24 protein-coding genes and 3 pseudogenes are annotated in these 24,812 nt (G+C 36.7%); 8 read left to right on the plus strand and 19 right to left on the minus strand.

Annotated features, from left to right (window positions below; translation table 11 throughout):
* Positions 1-11: 11 nt before the first annotated feature.
* Positions 12-946: pseudogene (locus tag YN1551_RS09590) on the plus strand (zinc metalloprotease HtpX).
* 265 nt (positions 947-1,211) lie between these two features.
* A complete protein-coding gene (locus YN1551_RS09595) occupies positions 1,212-1,841 on the plus strand; it encodes a type 1 glutamine amidotransferase (RefSeq protein ID WP_012713296.1) in 630 nt (209 codons plus the stop codon).
* A 227-nt stretch (positions 1,842-2,068) separates the two neighbouring features.
* Here the strand turns inward: YN1551_RS09595 and YN1551_RS09600 are convergent, their stop codons facing one another.
* Together YN1551_RS09600 and YN1551_RS09605 are read right to left on the minus strand one after the other, a co-directional pair.
* On the minus strand, positions 2,069-2,590 hold the full coding sequence (locus YN1551_RS09600; protein ID WP_012715962.1) for a TQO small subunit DoxA domain-containing protein: 522 nt from the start codon (positions 2,588-2,590) through the stop codon (positions 2,069-2,071).
* Positions 2,591-2,596: 6 nt separating this feature from the next.
* The gene (locus YN1551_RS09605) at positions 2,597-3,118 is read right to left on the minus strand and encodes a DoxD domain-containing protein (protein WP_012713294.1); all 522 of its coding nucleotides are present in this window, start codon (positions 3,116-3,118) and stop codon (positions 2,597-2,599) included.
* 501 nt (positions 3,119-3,619) lie between these two features.
* Here YN1551_RS09605 and YN1551_RS09610 point away from each other — a divergent pair.
* Together YN1551_RS09610 and YN1551_RS09615 are read left to right on the plus strand one after the other, a co-directional pair.
* Complete coding sequence (locus YN1551_RS09610) at positions 3,620-3,841, plus strand: hypothetical protein (protein WP_048052324.1); 222 nt, start codon at positions 3,620-3,622, stop codon at positions 3,839-3,841.
* A 19-nt stretch (positions 3,842-3,860) separates the two neighbouring features.
* Positions 3,861-4,685, plus strand: coding sequence for a DMT family transporter (locus YN1551_RS09615; RefSeq protein ID WP_012717651.1), 825 nt, complete (start codon positions 3,861-3,863; stop codon positions 4,683-4,685).
* On the opposite strand, the gene YN1551_RS09620 is transcribed toward YN1551_RS09615, so the two are convergent.
* On the minus strand, positions 4,647-6,647 hold the full coding sequence (locus YN1551_RS09620; RefSeq protein WP_012717652.1) for a DEAD/DEAH box helicase: 2,001 nt from the start codon (positions 6,645-6,647) through the stop codon (positions 4,647-4,649). The genes YN1551_RS09615 and YN1551_RS09620 overlap by 39 nt on opposite strands.
* Positions 6,648-6,710: 63 nt before the next feature.
* On the opposite strand from YN1551_RS09620, the gene YN1551_RS09625 reads away from it, so the two are divergent.
* Both YN1551_RS09625 and YN1551_RS09630 read left to right on the plus strand, forming a co-directional pair.
* Positions 6,711-6,902: a hypothetical protein gene (locus YN1551_RS09625; RefSeq protein ID WP_048052325.1), complete on the plus strand. Its 192-nt coding sequence runs from the start codon at positions 6,711-6,713 to the stop codon at positions 6,900-6,902.
* 122 nt (positions 6,903-7,024) lie between these two features.
* The gene (locus YN1551_RS09630) at positions 7,025-7,315 is read left to right on the plus strand and encodes a hypothetical protein (protein WP_048052326.1); all 291 of its coding nucleotides are present in this window, start codon (positions 7,025-7,027) and stop codon (positions 7,313-7,315) included.
* 420 nt (positions 7,316-7,735) lie between these two features.
* Here YN1551_RS09630 and YN1551_RS09640 read toward each other — a convergent pair whose 3' ends face one another.
* The 9 genes and pseudogenes from YN1551_RS09640 to YN1551_RS09670 all read right to left on the minus strand — a co-directional run bounded on the left by YN1551_RS09640 (position 7,736) and on the right by YN1551_RS09670 (position 13,452).
* The gene (locus YN1551_RS09640; RefSeq protein WP_012713290.1) at positions 7,736-8,311 is read right to left on the minus strand and encodes a hypothetical protein; all 576 of its coding nucleotides are present in this window, start codon (positions 8,309-8,311) and stop codon (positions 7,736-7,738) included.
* Positions 8,305-9,972 (minus strand): DNA polymerase domain-containing protein, encoded by a 1,668-nt coding sequence (locus tag YN1551_RS09645; protein WP_012717653.1) that lies wholly within the window; start codon positions 9,970-9,972, stop codon positions 8,305-8,307. Before YN1551_RS09645 ends, YN1551_RS09640 begins: the two co-directional genes overlap by 7 nt.
* Positions 9,918-10,184 (minus strand): hypothetical protein, encoded by a 267-nt coding sequence (locus tag YN1551_RS09650; RefSeq protein ID WP_012713288.1) that lies wholly within the window; start codon positions 10,182-10,184, stop codon positions 9,918-9,920. The genes YN1551_RS09645 and YN1551_RS09650 overlap by 55 nt, the downstream gene beginning before the upstream one ends.
* 314 nt (positions 10,185-10,498) lie before the next feature.
* Positions 10,499-10,666: a hypothetical protein gene (locus YN1551_RS15975; protein ID WP_238526085.1), complete on the minus strand. Its 168-nt coding sequence runs from the start codon at positions 10,664-10,666 to the stop codon at positions 10,499-10,501.
* 159 nt (positions 10,667-10,825) lie between these two features.
* On the minus strand, positions 10,826-10,972 hold the full coding sequence (locus YN1551_RS09655) for a hypothetical protein (protein WP_012715942.1): 147 nt from the start codon (positions 10,970-10,972) through the stop codon (positions 10,826-10,828).
* A 106-nt stretch (positions 10,973-11,078) separates the two neighbouring features.
* Positions 11,079-11,177, minus strand: a pseudogene (locus tag YN1551_RS18155) (PaREP1 family protein); the annotation flags it as partial.
* A gap of 8 nt (positions 11,178-11,185) precedes the next feature.
* Positions 11,186-12,397, minus strand: coding sequence for an RNA-guided endonuclease InsQ/TnpB family protein (locus tag YN1551_RS09660; RefSeq protein WP_012717655.1), 1,212 nt, complete (start codon positions 12,395-12,397; stop codon positions 11,186-11,188).
* Positions 12,381-13,022 (minus strand): IS607 family transposase, encoded by a 642-nt coding sequence (locus YN1551_RS09665; RefSeq protein ID WP_012717656.1) that lies wholly within the window; start codon positions 13,020-13,022, stop codon positions 12,381-12,383. Before YN1551_RS09665 ends, YN1551_RS09660 begins: the two co-directional genes overlap by 17 nt.
* Entirely contained in the window at positions 13,000-13,452 is a 453-nt protein-coding gene (locus YN1551_RS09670) for a PaREP1 family protein (RefSeq protein WP_012717657.1), read from the minus strand. The genes YN1551_RS09665 and YN1551_RS09670 overlap by 23 nt, the downstream gene beginning before the upstream one ends.
* A gap of 268 nt (positions 13,453-13,720) precedes the next feature.
* Here YN1551_RS09670 and YN1551_RS09675 point away from each other — a divergent pair, with 268 nt between their 5' ends.
* Positions 13,721-14,695, plus strand: coding sequence for a glycosyltransferase family 2 protein (locus YN1551_RS09675; RefSeq protein WP_012713283.1), 975 nt, complete (start codon positions 13,721-13,723; stop codon positions 14,693-14,695).
* On the opposite strand, the gene YN1551_RS09680 is transcribed toward YN1551_RS09675, so the two are convergent.
* The 4 genes from YN1551_RS09680 to cbsA all read right to left on the minus strand — a co-directional run bounded on the left by YN1551_RS09680 (position 14,685) and on the right by cbsA (position 19,814).
* On the minus strand, positions 14,685-16,016 hold the full coding sequence (locus YN1551_RS09680) for an APC family permease (RefSeq protein ID WP_012717658.1): 1,332 nt from the start codon (positions 16,014-16,016) through the stop codon (positions 14,685-14,687). The two genes, YN1551_RS09675 and YN1551_RS09680, sit on opposite strands and share 11 nt — an antisense overlap.
* 111 nt (positions 16,017-16,127) lie before the next feature.
* Complete coding sequence (locus YN1551_RS09685) at positions 16,128-16,703, minus strand: XdhC family protein (RefSeq protein ID WP_012715937.1); 576 nt, start codon at positions 16,701-16,703, stop codon at positions 16,128-16,130.
* Between the two features lie 751 nt (positions 16,704-17,454).
* Positions 17,455-18,399: a cytochrome b558/566 subunit B gene (gene cbsB, locus YN1551_RS09690; protein ID WP_012717659.1), complete on the minus strand. Its 945-nt coding sequence runs from the start codon at positions 18,397-18,399 to the stop codon at positions 17,455-17,457.
* The gene (gene cbsA / locus YN1551_RS09695; protein ID WP_012717660.1) at positions 18,396-19,814 is read right to left on the minus strand and encodes a cytochrome b558/566 subunit A; all 1,419 of its coding nucleotides are present in this window, start codon (positions 19,812-19,814) and stop codon (positions 18,396-18,398) included. The genes cbsB and cbsA overlap by 4 nt, the downstream gene beginning before the upstream one ends.
* Positions 19,815-20,384: 570 nt before the next feature.
* On the opposite strand from cbsA, the gene YN1551_RS09700 reads away from it, so the two are divergent.
* On the plus strand, positions 20,385-21,434 hold the full coding sequence (locus tag YN1551_RS09700) for an ISH3 family transposase (RefSeq protein WP_012717661.1): 1,050 nt from the start codon (positions 20,385-20,387) through the stop codon (positions 21,432-21,434).
* Here YN1551_RS09700 and YN1551_RS09705 read toward each other — a convergent pair.
* The 3 genes and pseudogenes from YN1551_RS09705 to YN1551_RS09715 form a co-directional block, all read right to left on the minus strand.
* Entirely contained in the window at positions 21,409-22,563 is a 1,155-nt protein-coding gene (locus YN1551_RS09705) for an RNA-guided endonuclease InsQ/TnpB family protein (RefSeq protein ID WP_012717662.1), read from the minus strand. The two genes, YN1551_RS09700 and YN1551_RS09705, sit on opposite strands and share 26 nt — an antisense overlap.
* Positions 22,547-23,188: an IS607 family transposase gene (locus YN1551_RS09710; RefSeq protein ID WP_012717663.1), complete on the minus strand. Its 642-nt coding sequence runs from the start codon at positions 23,186-23,188 to the stop codon at positions 22,547-22,549. Before YN1551_RS09710 ends, YN1551_RS09705 begins: the two co-directional genes overlap by 17 nt.
* Positions 23,189-23,242: 54 nt before the next feature.
* Positions 23,243-24,790 (minus strand): annotated as a pseudogene (locus YN1551_RS09715) (HAD-IC family P-type ATPase); the annotation flags it as partial.
* Positions 24,791-24,812 lie beyond the last annotated feature (22 nt).

Consider the following 24,812-nt stretch of genomic DNA (forward strand, 5'->3'; position numbering starts at 1 on the left):
AAGGTTTTATCATGGATGTAAAACAAAGGTTATTATCGAGTATGATTATCTCATTAGGTCTAACTATTATATCAGAGGGTATAGTATTAATGGGAATAGCCTCTCTACTTCATATATCTTTATTTTTTATATTTCCAGCTCTCGTAATTTTTTGGTTATTCCAATGGATTATATCTCCTTATGTAGTGGGAAGAGGCGGTTATGAGGTTTTTCCAAACGATCCACAGTACGGCTGGCTTTACAATTTAGTTAGGAAAATAGCGGAAGAGTCTAAAATTAAACCCCCTAGGGTTTTCGTTATTGACGCACCTTATCCTAATGCCTTTGCTTACGGCAATAGATTAAGCGGGATGAGAGTTGGAATAACTTTACCCCTATTAAATATCCTTAACATTGATGAATTAACTGCAGTTATAGCTCATGAAATAGGGCACATAAAGCATAGAGATGTTGAGATAGGTATGACAATAGGTCTAATTCCTACAGTATTAGGATATATTAGTACGCTACTGATGAATTTCGGATATTTGGCAATATTCCTTGCAGCTGATGAAATTGAACTATTATTCGCTATAGCAGCGTTGGCAATAGGATTTGTTATCTTCATTGTAACTTTCATCTTACAAATATTCGTCTTATGGTTTAATAGGCTTAGAGAATCCTATGCGGATTTAACTCATTTCTAGTATTAGGAGAGGGATCGAAGGCTTTAGCTACCGCGTTAGCTAAAATTGAAATTTATATGCAAAATATCAGGATTGACCCGTTTACTGGAATTATAGTGACAGCACCACGAGTAAAGGTTGAAGATAAAGATCCTTACTTGCTGGTTGAACAGTGGTTGAGAACTAAGGTTAGTGTATTTAAGGACATTTTATCCACTCATCCTTATCCAGCTAGGAGAGCACAAATGATTTACAGGTTAATCTATGGTAGTGATATATAGTTTTATCATAATAAATATTATATACTCTCTATACAGAGAATCTTTACAATGATCCATAAAAACGTAGAGAATAATGAAATTCAATGAAATAAAATTCGATATACGTATTCTAGCATAGTATTATCGCTAGAATACAGTTTGACCTATCAACGTCCATACTTGGAGACAGTTTGACGGGAATTTTAGGGAATTTGGTAAGGCAGGGAATCGTTAGAGCTGTTGGCCATTAATACTTATATTTCTACATTCCCTTATTTTTATACATATGAGCATACTAGCAATTTATAATCATTCAATGGAAACACTAGGTACGTTAAAGAAATTCTTACCTCGCGTTAAGGAAATAATGGCTGAAGAACTTAAGGGAGACGAACAATTTGATGCGTTAATAATAATGGGAGGACCGATGGGAGTTTATGAAAGGGATAAATATCACTTTTTAAACGTAGAGATGGAATTAGTAAAAAACGCGTATAAGCAAAACAAGAGAGTATTGGGAATTTGCTTAGGTTCCCAGTTAATTGCCGAAGCCTTAGGCGGTAAAGTAATTAAGGGTGGTTTTGGACAAGAAATTGGTGTTCAAAAAGTTAGGTTGTTAGGAGAGTTAAAGGATTTTATGGGTAGCGAGGAGTTATTAGTATTCCAATGGCACGGTGATACATTCTCGTTGCCAGAAAATGGTGTATTGCTGGGCTATAGCAACAAATATTTCCAAGTGTTTAGGCTAAAAAGAACTTTAGGTGTACAATTTCACGTTGAGGTGGATTCGGAAATGATTAGTAAATGGGTAAAACTATATGGAGGAAATGAAAGTATGGTTGAAGATGTAAAGAAATTTGAGAATGAACTTAAGAACTCCGCGTCAAAATTGATAAAGTATTGGATGAAATTATAACTTTTTTATCAATTCAGAGCTTGACATTACACCCCTTTTTCCAAATAAGCCATTATCATCACTTACAAAACATGATTAAGGTGTAAAGTCTCGCTGCGGAGATGGATAGTCCTATCTCATTCATTAGCTTAAATAACGCATCTCCTACTTTCATTACCAAATAATATGGACTTAATTATTTAAAATTAATAGGAAAAAGAGGGAAAGAGAGAAAAATAATTAGTTTGCTAAGAATCTACCTTTACAATAATCTGGAACTTATTTCCATATGCCGCTGACTGTCCATCAGCATCCCACACTTTTATAATATAAGTCCCTGGTGATATTGGGTGAGGCAATTGCAAGATTACCGTAGAATTTTGCCCTAATGGGACTTCTATACCAACACCATAATTCCCTATCTTAATTGGCTTAGATGGATGTAGAGGGAATTCATTCTTTATGCTACTGCTTGGCAAAATACCTAGTTGTTGACCAGTCCATTGATATAATACTGTACCGTTTGGATATAGTAGTTGGACCAGTACTATGAAACCACCATAGGTATCTGGACCAGCAGTCCTAGCTACTTGTAGGAACAATGTGCCATTTTCGTATAATCTAGTACCCACAAGAGAGTAGGCTGGAGTTTTAGAATAGTTGGTTAAATTTCCAAGCCCTTGAAAGTTTATCTGGTATAATCCTAGTGTCACACCCGTACTAAATAGTATCATAATGATTGCAATTATTGTTATAACCTTGCCATTCATCCTTCATCACCATAGGGGTATGTTATATTTACCAACCCTTATTCCCTTTGACTTTTTAGCTAAGAGGTAGTCAATTGAAAACCATCTACTCCCAGTGAAGACAAACATGAACGCAGCAGCGCCCTCAACTGCTGCTATTTGCCACTCATCAACGCATGTTGAACCTAACCATCCAGCAGCCAAACCTATTCCCCAAGCTAATCCAGCTAGTACGAGTCCCGACAGTCTCGTTAGGAACCCTAATATCATGAACAACCCGAAAATAGCTTCCAATGCTGTAAATAATATTATAAACTCGTAGAGTAAGCTGGGGTTTAACAGAATGCTTTCTAACATTCCCTTAATTGGAGCCCATGCGTGAGGAAGGAACGTTATTAATTTTCCTCCTACATATGCGCTACTATTTGGGTCTAGTTTAGCTGGTACATTAATAGCTCTTCTAACGAAGGCTGAGAAGAACATAAATCCTAATGTTATTCTAAGTATGGGAAGGAACTTTTGGGTTTCCTCTACTGCAACTTGAGCCATAATCCATCATCATTAACTATATCTCATTATAAGTTTATAAAGTTAGTTAGCAATAAATGTTAGATGTTTCTTTTTTTAAAGTAGTATATACTATACAAAATGATATTATATGAGATAAAGAAAGGAGGTCTCATCATTAGAGTAGCAGTGTGAAGCAAATTTACACATGCCTTAAAGACAAAAAGAGAATTTGTAGCCAATACGACACTTTCAAAAAACACAATTAGATTATAAGGTTTCTGTCTTAAATCAGTAAAATCTTATTATTTACCTTTAGATATAAAATAAACATTAACGGAAATATTCATGAAAATTATAAAATGTAGTGGTTTTCCGATAAATGGTATTCATACTTTTGTATCGTGACTTGTTTCTTCTCACTGGGGAACAGAATACTGCTTAACATAAAGGATGTTATCTCTCTCAGAAAATCGGTTAAGCTTCATCATCTAGACTAACTAGAAGGGAATTACTTACTTTAATTTTTATATTCATGAATATATGTTTGATATAAGAAGAAGAGAATGCAACGAGATAAGAAACTTGAAGGATTGGAGGTTAATTTACGATAGGAGAAAAGTAGGGAAGACATACCTAGCCATGAAATGCCTTAATTTCGATGAATATTATCTAATTTTCAAAACCTTATCGATAATTCACGAAAATAATGAACTCTCATTAAAAGTTATAAATAAAACCGAGCTTAAGATTTTTAATCTTTAACTATTTTCTGTTTAACTGCATGCAGAGAACTACAATCTCATTCCTTAGGTGGATAGTTCCGTTGTCATTATTCTGGGGTTTTGCCTTCCCTTTAACTAAAATAATTGCCTACTCAGCATCGCCCATGATCATTAGTGCATTTAGAGTTGGGATAGCTGCAATTTTCTTTCTCACTCTAGGGAAGGGGTTATCAGTGGGTAAGAAACAATTTGTAAATGGCTTGCTTAACTTCGCGTTCTTCTTAATTCTCATAAATCTTGGAATTGGGTTATCTACAAATCCAGGTTTAGTAGCGGTAATGATATATACACAACCAATTTTTGTTCTGATAATTGAAAGGTTACTGGGTTATAAGATCACACCTAAAGGGATTATCGGAGTAGTTTTAGGAGTAATTGGAGTAATATCTTCAGCAACCTTATCATTTGATATTGGGTTGGTTTTCGGATTGTTGGCTGGGATATTATGGGCTGTAGGTACTATTTATTACTCCAGAAATTTAGCTAATGAAAACATCGCTAAACTTAACGCATTTATGGCCCTAACCTCAGTTCCCATAGTCCTAGCTTTTACTCCAATCGACTACTATTTCAAATTTAGCCTAGTTACACTATCCTTAATTTTACTTTTAGCTATCATAGCCCAAATTCTAGGATTTTACTTCTGGTTTAATGGAGTTAGGGAATTGGGAACCGTTTACGCAAGTACTGGGTCTTTATTAGTACCAGTAATGGCTTACGTTACCAGTTTCGCCGTGTTGGGCGTAATCCCAACGTTATTCCAGATAATTGGCTCCGTGATAACCCTATCTGGAGTTTACCTTACCATTACCAGTAGAAGTTAGTTTATAGAAATTGATTAGACTGCTATAGGCTATAAGAAGAGAATTTAATTTGACTAACTTCTCATCTTTGAGGTCATAATAATTTATTTGGATTTTAGGATTCACAGTAACTGAATCAACACTAGCTGAGATTAAGATTTGAGCTAAAAGACCATTTCCAATCTTGCTCATATGAACCTCAACATTATAATCTTTTCCCTCCAATTCTTTCTCATACTTACTTTTCTTTTCGCTTAACTCTTTCATTACCTCGTTTAAATTACTTGAGAGGAATAGCTTCATGAAAGGCCTAAGAGAACTTTTTCTGTCTAGTTTAATATTTCCTTTTTTCCTCAATAAAATCTCTCCAATTTTCTTATACTCACTATTACATAACCTTATGTAAGTCTCTCCAAAACCTATATTACAATAACTACCTAATAACACTTGACTAGCTAGCTTTCCCATCATCTCTTCATCGTAATAGTACAGCGCTTTCCCATCTCTCAATGTCCTATCAATATATTCGTCAACATGTGACTTACTTTCATTTGATTCAAGTAATGAGAGTAATGAGAGGTTACTCTTCTTTTTTGTATCGTCTATCTGATTGATTAAGACTTGTCCACCGCTTTTGTTAATAATTTCTACTACCCTAGCAACTGGTCCCTTATCTTCCCTCTTATCAATAAGGTAACTCACATCTACTCCTTCTAAGTAAAGATTTCTTAATGCCTCATCTAGATTATCATATTCTGAAGTCTTTGGGGTCAACGTTACAACTAAATATTTTATAGCTGACTCTCCTTCCTCTTTTTCCTTTCCTCTTATTAATCTTCCCAATCTTTGATAGAACCTTAATGCACTCTGAGGCACGTCTGTCATTATTAATAATTTAGCTTCCGGTATATCAATTCCCTCTTCTCCTACAATTGTCGATATTAGAACGTCAATTTCTCCTTTTCTAAGATTTTGTACGACTTTTAACCTCTCATATCTAGATGAGTCTCCGGTTATTACTTTTACCTTCCCTAGATCAGAGATAGCCCTTTCGAATTCATACGCTGTTGACTTCCTGGAGGTAAATATTAGCACTGGTTTAAATTCCTCAACTCTATAAATATTTAAGACGCTTCTTAATGCTCTAGCTTTGTGACTTAAATCCTTTGAATCGCAAATTGAATCAATGTAAGGACTCTCCTCTACTTTCCCAATTAATCTTCTATAGCTTTCACAGAAAGCTTCTTTGCCATAAGTATAGAACGTGAGTTCTAAGAACTTAATCGTTTCCTTATTTCCTTTTATTAATCCCTTGAAGAAGGCCTCGTAGACTGAATCCTCTAAGTTGTTAAACTCTGAGTCGAAAATATCAGCTATTGCCTTAGGGAGTTTAAAGGACGGATCTATTTTAGTAAGGCTCTTGAAGTCATAGACTAAATACTCGGGTTGACCTAATAACTTAATTAAACGGGGGTCTATAAGATACTTTTTATAAGAGGGTAGTAACGCAGTAAACCCTATTAAAAATCTAGGCTCTAAATTTACTAATATCTCCTCGTATCTAGCATCTCCAAAGGCATGATGTACCTCATCAATTATCATTGCTTCTGCCTTGTCTAAACATTTGGCTGTTGTAAATGGAGTTGATACTATGATTTTCTTGCCTTTTTCAAAGGACTCACAATTTCCCTCATACTCTACGCCAACATTATCACCGAAGACCTTCCTCCAGAATCTATGATACATTTGGTCACAAAGAAGCCGAGTGGGTTCTAATACAATTATATTATTAACCTTGTTAATTAAATGATAGGCAACGGATAGTTCGATTAGTGTTTTCCCGCTACCGGTAGGCATTGAAATTATAATGAACCGCTTTCTATCAAGATTTTTCTCTATTTCTTCACTAATATACTTTTGATAAGGGTAAGTTTCGATGCCAAGTCTCTCCCTAACTAGCTTATTTAAATCATCCAATGGCACGATATAGATATTAGTGTATTAAACTGATAAAGTTAGCCGTTTATCCTTACGTTTGGGCGATTCATGTTTCCATTGCAAATTATAATATTCTCTACGAAAAGGTTTGAAGCCAATATTGATAAAGAATATGAGGCTGAATACTTTGGACTAAAGGTATACGTCACAATAAAACCCAATTTAGATGAATTAGATATTTACGAACCTTACGTATTCTTAACTAATAAAAAACCCAGACTGGGATTAAAGATGAGCTAAATTTTAATAGAGACCCTTACGAGACTAGGATAACACAGCTAAATGAGAACAGACAGAACTTTATACTTTCAATTTTAGAAAAATATTACGTAAAACTTACTTTAAAACTAAAGACATAGTTAGTGATTAAGGACCCTTCCATATTTGAAAATACAATATATATAATAAAATCGTTAAGATATTCACATTTGGTTTTAAGGACTTCGAAGTTGTCCCTAAGTGAAATGATTAGTTATTTGCCATTCCTTCTTAGCGGTCTAGATAAATCCAAAGATTTAATTAAGACATTAAAGAAGTTCCATGACGCAGTAGAAGAAGAAGGAGCAGATTTTGACCTTATTAAGAAAGAAATTGAAAATCTGGGCTGGTATAATATAAAGTTGTCTACTAAACCGATCATAAAAGATGAATAGAGGATATAAAAAGTTTAAGAATTTTCTACAATTGAATGAGAAATTAGGAGGTCTTGCTGAACTGTTCACACATCTTATGATTTCTATTATGTATTTTTATGAAATCAACGGCTATGATTATGTTACACCTCCTACTGTTGCAAACATAGGCTTGTTAGAGGCATGGCATGTAATGCCTATATCCGTGAATTTTATCACAATGTTCAGTCCGACGGTAGGGGAGCGTCACGCTCTTGCCCGAAGACTTAGCTTCAGTTAAGGGGTCGGCCATACCCCAGCCGAGGAGAGTATTACTCTCCCCGACTAATAAAACCTATATAGGTGCCCATGGCGGAATTAGAAGTAATTAAAAGTAAGGAAAAGTTACGCCACGGGTAAACACTATATGTCCATTTACACTAGATAGGAAAAAATCAGCTACTAAACCATATATTTCAACAAACCTCCATCATCACTTACTTTACTGTATAAATCTAACAAATAACTAGGAATTTCAATCTCTCTACTAGTAACGCTTTTTGCTATAACGAACTTAAAACCCCTAGCACTCTTCACCAACTTAATCATAGAGTGAGAAGTGTGTGAACCGAAAATCGAACCCTCTCTTTCCCTATCCATAAAACTGAACAAGAACTTCCTACTCCTAACTTTCCTCAATGACGAGACGATCTTAGTGTAATTCTTTCTATGATGATAAGGATCAATAACTATTAAGTCGTTATCTCCCATTGAATCTATAGTAATTGGCACATCTTCAGCCTTGAAAGCCCTCCTTATATATACTTCAGCGTGATTATCGAAAACGTTTTGAAAACGCCCAATTAGGTAAGGATCTAATCCACCCCTTTCGGAAACTACTACAACGTAAACTGGGGCTGAAATGGCTATAACCCTATGATAGAAAATTCTCAACAAATCGTAATCAGTTGAGAAGAACTCCACAATATCGTCCCTCTTTATTATCTCGTCTAGAAAGGGAAAGCCAGTAGTTAACATCTAGAGATCACCTCTTCCACGTCGTCATAAACCCTCCTCAGGTAATTGATGTAGTAATTCACATCTCTTCCCATATAACCTAGTCTAGCGTCATAGAAACCTTTAATTCCCCTCACGTAAGGAACGCCCTTAATCCATATAACGTAATCTATTGGCTCACCGTTTATGGTCCTCTTTCTATACTTCTCATACAAATCCCTAATCCTAACCTTTTTAACATCAGAACAAGTCCTAGTTAATGAAAGCCCCCTTAATACGTCTTTCAAAAACGACTTAACAATGTTTGGCATGTTCTCCCTTATTAAACCCTTAGCGATTATTTCACCATTCATGTTTGCAATATATCTTGTAGGATATGGTGTGTCATTTTTGGTAGTAGTAAAGATAATCCAATTGTAACGTTTGTGATCCAGTCTTAGCCCCGTTTCTTTCTCGACCCTCTCAATGAATTTATCAATGTTATCCCCCTTAACAACTAGTGAATCTATTATACTGTGTAAAACCTTCAACCCCATCTCCTCGGCAATCTCCATTGTCCTCCTTAACGTTTTCCTAGCTAAATATGTGACCATTTCGTAAGCCTCAATCTTCCCAAACAAGGAATTCCTATAACCTAGATAGCCAAAAGAGGCAACTAAAATCCACTTTATTGCCTCAGCCCTCTCCTTGTCAATTCTCTTCAGCTCTGATTTTCTCTTTATCAACCACTCTAAGGCTTCTGGTATAATTCCCTTTTCCCTTAAGCAAATTGAATGCAGTTCCGTTTTTATATCATCACAAGCGTCAACGGTTTCAGCTGAAATGTTGTATTTTACAATCAAGGAGGGGTACATTGAAGAGAAGTCAACTTGATAAACGTTATCGTAACATCCGGGCTGTGGGAAGAGTATTAATCCTCCCTTATCCGCCATCATTATATTCTCTAACCTTCTCAACTTCTCAACTCTTGGAACAATTTTAGGTATGATTATTCTCCTCTTAAACGCAACCCAAGCCTCATTTGTAGTTAAAACTTTACCAATCGTTGCGTAGGCTATCTCGTGAAGTGGGGTAAGTGAGATTAGGGACCACTCTATTAAACCCTTAGCTGAAACTGGAGATCTCTTCTTCTCAATCCTAATCTTAACGTTTGACTTCACGTAATTACACGCTTCTCCTAAACATTCAGTGATATCAGCCTCAACTTCGGGTTTTTCGTAAAATCTCCTAACCTCGTTATTTATTTTAACTTCAAACACTTTCCCTTTTAACGATTCGCCATACCAATCTAAAGGTACAACTTTCGCAATGGTTACCTTTGGGAATTCGTCATCGGAAGAGTTTAGTCTCCTAAAGGGCTTTATCCCTAGGCGGTATAGCGTTTGTGATAGTACTGTTGGTGTTTCGTTCACGACGTTTAGCCTTTTCCTCATGTAATAATAAGCGTCAAAGGATTCAACCTCAAAGCGGTAAACTTTAGCCTCTTTTCCATTCAACGTTTTCCATTTTTCCTCTTCGTAATATTTCACTTCTGGGTGTTGTAGTACTACATCGGGGTTATCTGTTATGGCATAAACTGGGAACGTTGTTCTGATAATTTTCTCCTTGAAATTGCTTAGGAATAGCTTCACTCCTCCTTTGACCGGATAAGCGTCAAGTACGTACTCCTCCATTTCTCGCATTCCTCCGCCAAAGCCCAAATTAGCGTAAAGTAAACGAGGTTATAGGGATCAATGAGTTCGTCATAGGATGCACTTTGAGTATACCTTACTTTTTCCTTAACTCTTTCTAGTAAAAGGGATAATGTGGGAGAATGTAAGCGCTCTATAATTCTTTCAAGCTTTTCTAACTCTCTATTAACTGCCATGGTGTATGATGGCTGTGTTCTTCCCATGTGATATATCTCTCCCTTGGTAAATTAAGTCTTTAGAGAGAACACCGAAAGTGTAGGTTTTAGCTTTTGTAGCTAGATATTAGGAAGATAATATCTTAAAGAGAGTATTATCTTTTGATTACAGAAGGAAAAAGTTTCGATAAGGTGTGACAGTCTGTCCTTTCGAAATGAGTAACCACCCTTCTTCTAGTATATAATTATGATGAATGAGTTTGCAATCATAAAGCTCATCATTGACCAACTTAATTTGTTGAAATGAAAGTACTTATGGATATTACTTTTTATTTTTCCGGAAAAGACTGAGATGCTAGAGATTAAAGGTAAAATCTTAAAACGTCGAGAAGATAATTATATACAGCTGATAATAATTTAGAGCTTTCCAATGCTAACAAGATGCCTATTAGCGTTAATGACATTTCACATGACGCTGTCCAACTTGAGTAAAATTGAAAAATTATCTTGACTATAATATTTCTTTCCATATAATTATTCATTATATTCAACTAGAAAAGATTATATAATATGTATTAACAAATATAATACAAAGAATTGTACAGTTTTGCAATAAAATTTGTTATACTCACAACTAAAACTAGTAAGCAAGCCTTGTTAATTAACTAGTACCCTTGTCCTAATCCTCGTTAAGAGTACTCAAGATTACGATAGAGGTTAAGGAAGAAGACCTCTATCACAGCACCCCTCAAAGTCGTTGCTGAATCCTTACCTTCCCTAATCTTGATCCCACTACCCTCAACAGGAAACCTAGCAGCACTAACACCCCTAACCAAGACATCCTTCCTAGAAAGTAATCTTATTTATAAGTTAAATTTTCTTATAATGCTTAATATTTTAAATTAATTACATTGCTTGATAATTTGAATTTTTAATAGAATGCTATTTCTCCAATATCTTTATTACATTATCTAACATTTCCTTAACTTTTCTTAAGTACTCAGTAATATCTGAAGTTGAAAGCTTTACTTCATGAAAACCGTTTGTCCCTACACTTTCATTTCAATCATTTTATGTTCATTCATGATCGAGTGTAGGGACTTAGCCCTCAACCACCTTATAGGTGGGTCATGGGACTCATTTGAGCCCAACGGCACGGGGCTCACATCTCCAGCCCTCTTCGCTAAGTTGTACAGTGCAACTACATCCCTATGCCACTTTTCCTTCCCCTTCTCACAAACACCAACCCTTGGGGCATCGCCCCCATCGAGTTGGTAAACGATCTTCGCCCCATGAACTGGGCAAACAGTGGAAGTATAAGATGGATTAACTAAGACCACGGGGACACCAAACTCCCTAGCCTTCTCAATAATAGCATTCTTCATTGAGGAAAATGCAGATCTATAAATCCTCAACCTAAGTTGTTTATCCTTAATATCCTTTATCATATGCTCCGGAGTTCTCCTTGGCAAGTCCTCTAAAACTATGACACTCCTACTTTCAAAAGCCTCTTTAACGATCAGCTTAGCTAATTTCCTCCTAATGTCTACTTTCTTATCCCTCTCCCTCAGCCTCTTTAACTTCCTCCTCACTTCCCTATCCTTAGTTGACTTACCAGTGATTGTCAACTTCCTCCTATACTCATAGCCCAGAGTAATCCTCCTAGTGTTAGTCTCTAAAAGCATCGGTTTTCCATCAACTAATACAGAGACTGAATTCTCATTTAGATCAACTGGGATGAAACCCTTAGGTTCATAAGGTTTAACATCTCTCTTAAAAATGACGTAGAACTCTACAACATTTCCCTTCATCAGCCTAAACCTGGCCTCACTCGCAATCAACCAACCCTTATTATAATATCTCCAGAAGATCTTAGGGAAGGTTGGTGAAATGAAAACCCTACTCCTCTTTGTGGAAATTGAAATCGTGTCGAGGCTGAACTTCCATAAGTGATCATCCAGGTGAATAGTAACTCTCCTCACTGACGGTTTCTCAGTGTAACTCCTACCTCTCTTCTTCAACTTCTCAAAGCTATCCAACCTCTCGCTTGCGTCCTCACAAGCTGTGTAAATATAATGGGAGGGTAAGTCCTTATGTTTCTCCCTCTCAGTCTTGTAAACTCCAGCTTTAATCCTGGTGAAGGAGGTAGTTTTGTTTGACAGCCCATAATTTATTGCGTCCTCTAGAACCTCTCTGTACTCCTTCTCGACCTCCTTAAGTGCTGAGTATGTAGAATAGTCAACCTTAACCCTTAACTTCACTGTCCTCTCCACTTAACTCACCTATTAACTTTTTTACACCTTGAACTAGGAGTGTTTTCTTGTGACTCTTCATTCCGTAAATTTTCCCAGCGAATGAGGTAATGATGTAGATTAAGTCCTCAACTAGCTCTTGTGCGTCATCTTTGGGCTCCTCACCGAAAACTACTTCAATCTTAACTCCCATGGTTGAGAAGAACTCTTCAATGTACTCGAAGCCGAACCTTGTAAGTCTGTCTTTGTGTGTTATTAATACGATGTCGACACTCCTTCCCTCAACAAGTTTGAATAATTTAAGCAATCCTTTTCTTTGTGTGTTTAACCCGCTTGCAATATCTTTCAGTACTTCAACTACCTTGTAACCTTTTGCCGTTGCGTAATTTGTTAGGTAGTTTATTTGTCTTTCCAAGTCCTCTTTTTGATCGGTAGAGGAGACCCTAGCGTAAATTACAGCCCTCGTCTCTTCCCTCCTTTCTAAGTACTTCTTTATCTCGCTGTAAGGTATCCTATACTTCCCTCCTTCAGTTGTTACTACCCTTATTTTTCCTTCTCTAATCCACCGTAGGAGTGTTGAGTATGAGATGCTGAGTAGTTGGCAAGCCTCCTTAGGTCTCAGTAGTCTCTCCACAAAATTGGTTGATAATAAATAAATATAAAAAGATTTCTATTAACGTGAGAAAGGATTCAGTCCATACGTGAAGAATATAAGCAGAATTCCAACCATTTAAAACCCAACCTAAATCCTTAGTTAATCTATTAACTGCGGAAGCTAACCAATAAGTATACCACCTTCCTTCTTTCGATGCTTGCTGATATTCTGGAATATTGAACTTCTCCGCTAAGGCCTTAACGATCTCTTCAGCAGTTTTATAAGCTTTCTCTGAAGCTTGTACAGCGTCACCTTTCTTCAAATAGTCCTCCGCTTCCGCAATGTACTTCTTCGCCAATTCTATTCTTAAGTTAATTGCCCCCTTAGGATCTTTCCTTGAAATGGCGTCAATTATGAGGTCGTTAATGTCAATATCGTACTCTTCAGCCTTCTTAATTAGACCCTCCATATATAGAATACTATAATAGTGAAGTTTTAAGCGTTATCATGAAATACTTCAATTCTCCTTTGGTCTTTACATCTATCTCTCTGATTCAACCTTACTTTAAATATAACGACCTCATGGTAATCTAGATGTCTATTAGCTTACTCTCCTTGTCCCTAATGGTGAGACTTTCGATTGTGAAATTATTTAATTGTCTTTACACAATACTTAATGATTATTCCATGGTTCGATAATGGAAAATCTTATTATAACATCAAGAAAGATGTAGAGTGTGAATTATTGCATTTACGCAACGGTTTTCAACAATGTCTCAACATTGGAGGAGAGTGTAAAGAGCGTTTGGAGAAGTGATTCCATCATAGTGATTACTGATAATTATTCCACAGATGGTACATGGGAGAGGTTACAAGGGTTGAAAAAGGATTATAATTTAATACTATATAGGCTGAAATCAACTAGGGGTAAGGGTAGAGACTATTCTTTAAAACATTGTCCAGAGAACAGTATTACAACTTACTTTGACTCGGATATGAGGTACAACGAGAGTTTTCATAAAATCCTAGAATGGGCTCCGAGAGATAAGAGAACTTTAGTAAACTTAGTTAACGGGTTCGTTGTTAAGAGAGAGACCATATTGGAGAAAGGGAGTTGGAGAAATTTAAACAGGGCTGAGGATTGGGAGATTGTTTCTAGAGTTGGCTTCGATTATTTTATCCCTGCACTTACTCACGCTGAGTTACGTAATGAGTTAGATAGGGAGAGGAGATATGCTAAAGGTTTAAAATATTACGCTAGGAGGTTTAAAAACAAATTGGACGTTATTAGGGGTTTGGGATATAACTGGAGTGATATGAACATAGTTTATTCTAAACACTCAACACCATATAAGATTTTTATCAATGCTCCTTCCTATATACTCGCCAAACTTATGGGGATTTATAGAAACTATAGGGAATATAATAACGGAGTTGGTACAATATTGTCAGCACTTGATAAGATGATCGATCTTAAGGAGATAGGAGTTAATGATAAGTACTTCTTATTCGGTGGTTATTGGGGTTTCTTCAGTGCATATAATTTGGATAAGATTATTGACGAAAAACTGCCAAGTAAAGTAGGGAGAGTGAGAAAGTTCATATGTAATGATAACGGATTGCGATATGTAAAGACCTTAGAGGAATTCGACATAATTAAGCTAGCATCTTCTTTAAAGGATAAGCTTGAATGTAATGAATTTAACCCTTAGAACCCTCTTCCTCGCTTGATTGTCTACTTATTTCCAACGCCTCAGCGTAAATGAAACCTAAAATTATCCAACCAAAGAACAGATACACAATGTACTTGTTAAACGTTGGCAAAGAGTATAGAAAGACTGATATACTGACCAGTGATGCAAAAATCCCGATAAATATTTCATGAAGATGCTTCAATGCTCTCTTTGATGCAATCCTAATTAGTGAGGAATTGGCCGAGATGTGAACAAACAAGTTGTTTAAACCAGCTAACGCTCCAAGTATTGTGAAAGTGTTGTATAATCCAAAGGTGTAGCTCATTGCAGTTAACGCAGTTATGAAGACTAATCCCACAAGTAGCTCAGAGTATTTCACCTTAGAGAGACCACTTGGCGTTATCCTATCCTCAGCCATTGCCTTCAATGTTCGGGAATCAGCTAAAATATACGTCATTCCTCCTAACGTTCCATCGCTTAACGCGATGAGAGCTATTATGAATGTACCTATTAAGCCAAATCTAAACAGTAAGTAGTCTATTAAGTTTCCAGTGAAGTTCATGGCTGCCAAGGAGTAAAAGAAAAACGTTGCTAAACCTCCACCAAATAATAACACTGAAATTGCAGCTCTACCTATGGTTTTAGGATTGGTTTCTCCACCTAAGGGAGCTATTGAGCCGTAACCTGTTGGTATTCCCAATCCAAATACTGCAGCTGATATTAAGGTGGGTGTTAATGAACTCGGTATCGGATTGTAAAAATTCCATCTAGAATCGTAAAGAAATAGTAGGGAAAGTAGGGAAATTATTAAGATTTCTGCTATTGACGCTCCAATAGCGTACTTAGCTGACACTTGTATTCCAGCAAGTACTATTGACGTTGCAATTATTCCTACAATTAATGCGTAAAACCACTGATCGTAAAATATTGAAGGCAGTATTGTAGAGGGTACGTACGTTGAAATAATAGTGTACAGTACGTAAGCTCCACCTGTGAGTAATGTCCCACCATAAGCCAACCCGTAAAGTAAATAGTTCCAACCCGTATTCAACCCTAACCTAGAGGTTAAGGAGTAAAATGCGTATGTATAATATCCCCCACCCCTCTTAAATCTACTTGATAAAGAGTAAATGACTAGACCGTTAAATAGGACTACGAGAGTTGCGACCAACATGGCAAATGGCGCTTGTGTTCCTACTTTTCCTATCATGACAGTACCGAAGGTTAGTAAGGAGATAAAGGGTGCTTGTCCACCAAAGGAGATGAAGAATATGTCCTTAAATGATAACTTTTTACTCCCCTTATTCAGCTCCTCTTCTTTGTTGATCTCTTCCTTCATACACTAAAAGATAAAGATAATGATACATTCAAATAAACATTTCCTTATACTGTCGTAGAGGAAGAATTATCTAGAATTAAAGTTACTCTTCTTCCAATACAATTTAATGTCTCATAATTTCTCCAAAAGCTTTTCAAACCCCTTAACTTCTCTAAGAGGTAATCCCATACTACCTCTTGTCACAGCTAAGACTTCAGCGACAATCGATAGAGCGATCTCTTTCTCGCTCTTAGCACCAATATCTAAACCGGCTGGAATTCTCAATTTCTTTAATTTCACTTTATCAATTCCGGCTTGGACAAGCCTCTTCAATATTACCTCAGCTCTCTTTAAGCTCATAATTACAGCAATCTCCTTAGCTCCACCATAAATTGACTTCATGATAGCCCAAGTATCGTAAACGTGCCTAGTTGCAACTATTACGTAATTGTCCTTTACAACATCATCTGGAATTTGGAAAGTAGTACCTTTTATCACCTCATCAGCCTCATAATAACTTTCCTCAGCAAATGGGTCAACCACTAAAACGTGAAAACCCAAATCCTTTAAATATCTTGTTATATATGGAGCGACGTTAATTCCCTTCCCAGTACACCTACTGGCGTCAACCCTTACGGTATCCCTATCGCAAAATACTGGTTCCTCCATTTCCGCTTCTCTACTTGAGGCAAATACGACGACTTTCATAAATTAACATACTAACTAAACACTTATATGTATTCATTAAAAGCTAGAAAAGTAGTTTCAAGGAAAATGAGTAGCAACTTCTACTAGTAGGGCAATGCTTAGATTTTCCATAATAAAAATATCTATGGAAAGTCATTAATGAATTGTGGAACGCTTTAACAAAAATCACTTTTACTTTGTATTTATCTACTCAGTGTTAAATCTGGAGTCGGACTTCACTGACGTTTAAACTAAGGGGAAAGTTTGTTCTTTTCTAGGTATTTTATAGAATTCGTCCTTTAAATGTTAAACTCACCATTTTCTTAAATTCAGAATCAAACGTTAGATTAAAAGTTTAACCCTCAAACTTTGATGAAAATTTGAAGCGATCAATAAAACGCTTTCATAAGTATTTGATATAAGACTTGAAATCGCCAATATGAAAATGAAAATAAGAACTTCCTGGACTAACATGCAGTTTCATGATTTCGACACGATAAGATATTGACAAATTTAGTGTGTAATTATATAAGATAAGAATGTTATATTTATAATAATGTTTCACTTTTGATCAATTTGGATAACGTCTCGTCACTCTCATATAAATAAAAAATTGTAATGTTAACACTCGTCGAATAATTATACATTTATCTAACAAATAGGATGACCAAGTGAGAACAATTATGAGAATTGCATAATGTGACTATTTTCTAGTAAATTCTATTCTTTAACTTCAGTACATTTTTATAATCAAAAAAAGTAGGGATTACTTTTAACCTTTTCTCGTTAGACTAATAATCTCAATTATATACTTTTTCCTTTTAGTGTCTTCAAAATTCATCAGACAAAATCCTATAATTGGAGAGATCATATATAGCAATAAAGTATATCCGTCAATTCCCAAAAATACCGTACTTATTACAATAAAGTAACCTATTCCTGCACTCAAATTCCCCTTTATTATAGAGATTAAAATACCCATGGCTGTCAAGCCTAAGGCTAGTATTAATAAAGTTATACGATAAGGATTATACAAGTTTATTCCAAGAGTTGCGGGCAATATCATATTCATAAGTATCTCCATATATCTATTACTACTTATTACGTTCTCCATGAATATGAATGGAATTAAGGATAAAACCCCAATTACTATTGCAATGTAATTCCTCATAGACTTAATCTTACCTTGTATGATACTATACGTTATAAAGCTTAATAAGGAATTGAAATAGGCAGTAAGGTAACTTAAAAATAAGGCATGCTGAAATACGTTAAGTGATACTGAAGCATACAATCCAATGGCAACTAGGATCATAGTAGGGGTTAACAATATATTCTGTAAAGGCGATTTAATTAATCCCTCAACCATGCTAACTATTCCCAAAATGAATAAGGCTATCTCTAGAGAGTACCAGAAGCTGGATATATTATAGTGTGGAATTAGGTTAAAAAATGGAGAAATAAGCAAAACGATCGTTATTGGTATTAATGCTCTATACTTAGTTGATATAATTGCCGAGATTACTATTAACATTATAAAATACAGATAAAAGGCTATGTTCCCAATAATCTCTAAAATACCTTCGTTTGGTATATTAAGGGGTAAGATTGAAGGGAAGATAAAAGCTTGTTTAAGGATGAACTGCAAAAAAGAGGATATACCTAATAAGATTAAAAAAATCTTAAAATTACTTTTCAATTCATTTAAAAAACTCATCTTCTAAACACCGCGTAGAGTACTGCTAATGCTACTAATGCTATTACTACTCCTATTACCGTGACGTAGATAGTAGCAGTTGAGACTGAGGTTAACGTACTTGTAACCAGCGATGACGTTGTTGTGTTTGTCACGGGTGGTAGTGAAGTAGTAGTAGGTGCGGTAGTAACTAATTCTAATGTTAAGAAGTTTGACGTAATAGACTTGTCGAATAATGTTTCTCCTAATCTTCCTTGCCACACTGCAAATGCCACATAGTATACTTTACCTGTAGTTATATTAGGCATGAAAGGTTCATAATCTGGCGGAACTGCTAACGGTCTTGCAAACTCTACATACCAGTAACCATCTTGATATTTAGCACCAGTCCAGATGAAGAATAGAGAACCATTAAGTCCAGATGATCTAACTGGAGTATACCAAATTCCGCCAGTATCAACTTCATATAGGTTTGTATTATTAGTATATAATGGCACCGCAAATCCATGATTCCCTGGATCAGTATAAGGAATATTAGTACTATTAAGAAATGTTAAATTCTCCCATATGTTAGCCTTAAATGCCGGATCATAAGTAGCGTTGTTCCATGTAGCGCCAGATAACCACATCCATATATTTGCGGCTCCACCTTGTTGAGCTAAAGATCCTCCAGCGTATTTGAATGTAAATCCATCAAAAACCTCTCCAGGTTGCTCTCCACCTAAATTCATATCGTCTTTTGTTGGGACGTTATTTGCTACGTACCACATTATCGCCGTTCTATCGGGATAATACCATGATGAATTAGTGTAATATCCATAAAACATACCATCATTATATAACAAATCCTCTATACCTCTAAGAGAACCATAGTATAGTATCGTCCCATTTTGTAGTACAGAGATCTGCGTGTTATTAGGAGCTGGCAAAAGTATTCCAGAAAAATTAAACACAAGCCTTCCAGTTTCTTCTTTTCCATTAATAGTTGAGACATAATTGGTATAATTAGACTCTAAAGTATATGTTGTTCCAGGTGTTAATTCTATTATATCATTAACTCCTGGACCTGAAGCATACGGATATACACCGGCAAGAGATGCAGACCACGCATTAAAAGCGGGCTCTGGAGCATACCACTTCTCTAAAATAAATATCCAAGTTCCATTCCAAGCAGCTTTAACTAATAAATAGTGAGTTAATCCAGATGTGGGAGCCATTGGTATATTTGCAGTTAATGAAATGTTAATCCATGGTATTTGGTTCCAATAGTTAGCACTCCCTGGATTTGACAAATCCGCGCTTCCTACAACATTATATGCTGGAATTTGAGGTGTAGTTTGAGCCATTGGCACGTTAGAGATTGCTAAAACTATCGAAAGGAGAACTGCAATAATAATTAAGCTGAGAGTGATTTTTGACCTTACCTTAACATTCACCGCAATTCACAAGTAAATAGTGTGAGAAGGGGTTTATTAAATATAAGCCGTTGGACTAATGATTATTATAAGCTTAATGTTTAGTATTTCCAAAAATTTCTTACACGTTATGATTCATTAATAAGTTGCTAAGGATAAACCCATTAAGCCCAATACTATATGAGTATAATTTTCATGAATACTTTAATCAAATAATACAATTCCATTATTCTCTATAAATTCGATACTACTTAATCAGAATTATTTTTGTAAAGTGACTTTGGGTCTACCGTGAAGGGCGAGGCTTTTCGCACCCTTAACCGTTTGTCCCTACACTTTCATTTCAATCATTTTATGATCATTCATGATCGAGTGTAGGGACTTAGCCCTCAACCACCCACTTACTGTAGGTGGGTCATGGGACTCCTTCGAGCCCAACACGGTAGACCCAAAATCATATTAGAAAAAATATTTCTGATAGGATAATATCGAACTTATAAAAGATAAAGAAATTTATAAGAGTATAAAGAATTCAATTGAAGAAAGGGTTTAAGGTGAGGGAGATTGAGTATTACCACGTGAGTAAGTGAGATGGTAACACCCGGTCTCCCTCACCAAAATAACATTCAACAAATAGGATATAAATTACTTTCCATGCTGAACTTCAAGGGAAAGAAAGGGGAAGAGGTGGCGAGAACCCTCATCTCAGCGTGTCTATGGAACGATTCGGTGGAAAGCAAGTCGAGGGCGTATGGCGTGTCCCCACAGACCGTGAGGAATTACGTGGAGGAGCAAGGGGTGGAAGTTATTGAGAAACTCTTGGAAAGCGCCAGGAAGATATCCTTGAAGGTACTGAAGGGAGTAAGGGAGATAGACGTCTCAATAGACTGGACAACCAAGACCTGGTACGGGAGACCGGTGGGAGGGCTCGGGAGTTCGGAGGAGGGAAACTCTTGGAACTACGCAACTGCGACGACAAAGTTTAATGGGAAAGTGCTCCTACTGGCCTTCGTCACTCAAGTCAAGGGGATGACTAAGGAAGAGATCGTGAAGGCCCTCGTGGAGCAAGTCGTCGCGATGGGGTTCAAGATAAGGTTGATAACTCTTGACGCTGGTTTCTACACTGTTGATGTGCTCAATTTCATTTCACAGTTTAAGTATATAGTTGCTGTGCCTGTTGGGGACGTTAAGGTTTATGAGGAGTTTGACGGGGATTACACAACTAATAGTAAGAGGCATAGGAGGGATGAGCAGGTCAAGTTCAGGCTTCTCGTGTACAGCAAGGAAAAAGTGAGGAGAAAGAGTCTTGTTTATTTTGCTAGGGCTACTAACCTAGACCTATCCAAGAGGGAAGTGTTGGATTTGTATAATAAGGTAAGGGGTCCCATAGAGACCTCTTATAGGAACATTAAGGCTTTTCTTCCATTCACCAGTTCCACCAAGTTTGTTTTCCGCACGTTGATCTTCGTGCTGGCCCTTGTACTCTACTCCTTATATACCATATTCAAGGGGGAGGTGGGGAGAGAGGAGTTTAGATTATTATTAATTCTTTTATTTCCTGATTTATTCAATCCAGAGAATTTTACATTTAATATAATTGAAACACTTATTTACACTATAGATTTATTTTTAAGGAGGTGATTTTGGGTCTACCGAACAGCACGGGGCTCACATCTCCAGCTCTCCTCGCTAAGTTGTACAGTGCAACTACATCCCTATGCCACTTTTCCTTCCCCTTCTCACAAACACCAACCCTTGGGGCATGGCCCCCATCGAGTTGGTAAACGATCTTCGCCCCATGAATTGGGCAAACAGTGGAAGTATAAGATGGGTTAACTAAGACTACGGGGACTCCAAACTCCCTAGCCTTCTCAATAATAGCATTCTTCATTGAGGAAAATGCAGATCTATAAATCCTCAACCTAAGCTGAGAGTCTTTCACGTCCTTTATCATATGCTCTGGAATTCTCCTTGGCAAGTCCTCTAAAACTATGACACTCCTACTTTCAAAAGCCTCTTTAACGATCAGCTTGGCTAATTTCCTCCTAATGTCTACTTTCTTATCCCTCTCCCTCAGCCTCTTTAACTTCCTCCTCACTTCCCTATCCTTAGTTGACTTACCAGTAGTTATTGCCTTCCTCCTATACTCATAGCCCAGAGTAATCCTCTTAGTGTTAGTCTCAAGCAATAAGGGTTTACTGTTGATGAGCACCGAGACCGAATTCTCGTTAAGGTCGACGGGAATAAACGCTTTAGGCTCATAAGGTTTAGGCTCATCCCTCTTAAAAATGACGTAGAACTCTACAACATTCCCCTTCATCAGCCTAAACCTGGCCTCACTCGCAATCAACCAACCCTTATTATAATATCTCCAGAAGATCTTAGGGAAGGTTGGTGAAATGAAAACCCTACTCCTCTTTGTGGAAATTGAAATCGTGTCGAGGCTGAACTTCCACAGATGATCGTCGAGGTGAATAGTAACTCTCCTCACAGACGGTTTCTCAGTGTAACTCCTACCTCTCTTCTTCAACTTCTTAAAGCTATCCAACCTCTCGCTTGCGTCCTCACAAGCTGTGTAAATATAATGGGAGGGTAAGTCCTTATGTTTCTCCCTCTCAGTCTTGTAAACTCCAGCTTTAATCCTGGTGAAGGAGGTAGTTTTGTTTGACAGCCCATAATTTATTGCCTCCTCTAGAACCTCTCTGTACTCCTTCTCGACCTCCTTAAGTGCTGAGTATGTAGAATAGTCAACCTTAACCCTTAACTTCACTGTCCTCTCCACTTAACTCACCTATCAACTTTTTTACACCTTGAACTAGGAGTGTTTTCTTGTGACTCCTCATTCCGTAAATTTTCCCAGCGAATGAGGTAATGATGTAGATTAAGTCCTCAACTAGCTCTTGTGCGTCATCTTTGGGCTCCTCACCGAAAACTACTTCAATCTTAACTCCCATGGTTGAGAAGAACTCTTCAATGTACTCGAAACAGAACCTTGTAAGTCTGTCTTTGTGTGTTATTAATACGATGTCGACACTCCTCCCCTCAACAAGTTTGAATAATTTAAGCAATCCTTTTCTTTGTGTGTTTAACCCGCTAGCTATATCTTTCAGTACTTCAACTACCTTGTAACCTTTTGCCGTTGCGTAATTTGTTAGGTAGTTTATTTGTCTTTCCAAGTCCTCTTTTTGATCGGTAGAGGAGACCCTAGCGTAAATTACAGCCCTCGTCTCTTCCCTCCTTTCTAAGTACTTCTTTATCTCGCTGTAAGGTATCCTATACTTCCCTCCTTCAGTTGTTACTACCCTTATTTTTCCTTCTCTAATCCACCGTAGGAGTGTTGAGTATGAGATGCTGAGTAGTTGGCAAGCCTCCTTAGGTCTCAGTAGTCTCTCCACAAAATTGGTTGATAATAAATAAATATAAAAAGATTTCTATTAACGTGAGAAAGGATTCAGCCCTAACCATAGCGTGAAAAATGACTCAATAATTACTAAAAACGCCAATATAAGAGAGGCTTTAACGATTTTTCCTGCATCTAATCTCTCTGGTTTCATGGAGTATCTTACATTATCAGTTGCAATGGACATTGTAACAAAATCATTAAGAAACAGTAATAATATCACATCAAAAGGTGTGGTTACGAAAAATCTAACTATGAAAAATGACAAAGTTAAGAATATTACAACTTGCAAAGTTTTAATTATCTTATTTAAAGTATATGTTAATATTCTCTGATAAATCCTTCTCCCAGTTTTAATAGCCTCTACTATATCCGTTAGTCCTTCATGAGTCAAAACTATACTAGCTGAGGCTTTAGCTACATCAGTCGCATTAGCCACCGCTATGCCTACTTCTGCTTGCTTTAAAGCAGGGGCGTCATTTACACCATCTCCTGTCATTCCCACATAATGACCTCCATCTTGTAGGGTTTTAACTATAAAGTATTTATCCTCAGGGAAAACCTCTGCAAAAACATCACATTCCTCTATCTTCTTAATCCTATCCTTTTCCTCCAACTGCTTTATAGTGTTGATATCGCATATTACATTTCCTATATCTACTTGCCTAGCTATCTCCCCTGCTATTAATACGTTATCTCCAGTAACCATTTTCGGCTTAACGTTTAACTTCTTTATTTCATTAATGAATTCTCTACTATCCTTTCTTGGCCTATCGTAAAGCGGAAGTATGCCCACGAGTTTTAATTTTCCTTCTTTATCTCCTATGGCGACTGATATGGTCCTATATCCCTTCTTAGATAACTTCTCTAAAATGCTATGATATTTCTGAATGTCTAGAATTTCTGACATTTGGGCAATTACCTGTGGAGCTCCTTTAACTACCCTTATTATTTTTCCGTTAATGTTTACTATGGCTTCGGTTCTTTTAGTTGAAGGATCAAATGGTTTAAATTCTATTCTCTCATATTTCTCTGGGGCTATGTTATTTTCCCTTAAGCACATAATTACTGCAGTATCTATGGGATCATGACTTGCCTCATCTGAAGCCATATAGGCGAATTTTACAACATCCTCCTTAGTAAACCCATTAAAGGGAATCGGATCCCCCACTCTCATTCTGTTCTCGGTTATAGTTCCAGTTTTATCCAGATTTAACACGTCCATAGATGCAATATCTTCAGCTGCAGTTAGCCTAGTTACTAATATCCCCTTCTTCGAAAGCTCTAAACTTCCTAATGCCATAGCTATCGTAAACGTTGCAGGTAAGGCTAATGGAACTGATGCTATTAACACAATGAGAGAAAAGGGTAAGATCTCAGATAAACTTACTTTAAGCAGAAGAGAATAAATGAAAAGTGTAATGACTAAAGATACATCAAATAACATGAGGTACTTAACTATATTTAAAATAAGTTTTTCTAGGTGTGATTGTGCTCTTGCGGTCTGAACTAATTCCGTAGTTTTCCCGAAATACGTCTTCTCTCCAGTTGCAATAACTATTGCCGATGCCTCTCCTCTCTTTACTATAGATAATGACTAGCTAAATTAATTTTGCGAT

The organism is Sulfolobus islandicus Y.N.15.51 (genome assembly GCF_000022485.1).
Lineage (GTDB): Archaea > Thermoproteota > Thermoprotei_A > Sulfolobales > Sulfolobaceae > Saccharolobus > Saccharolobus islandicus.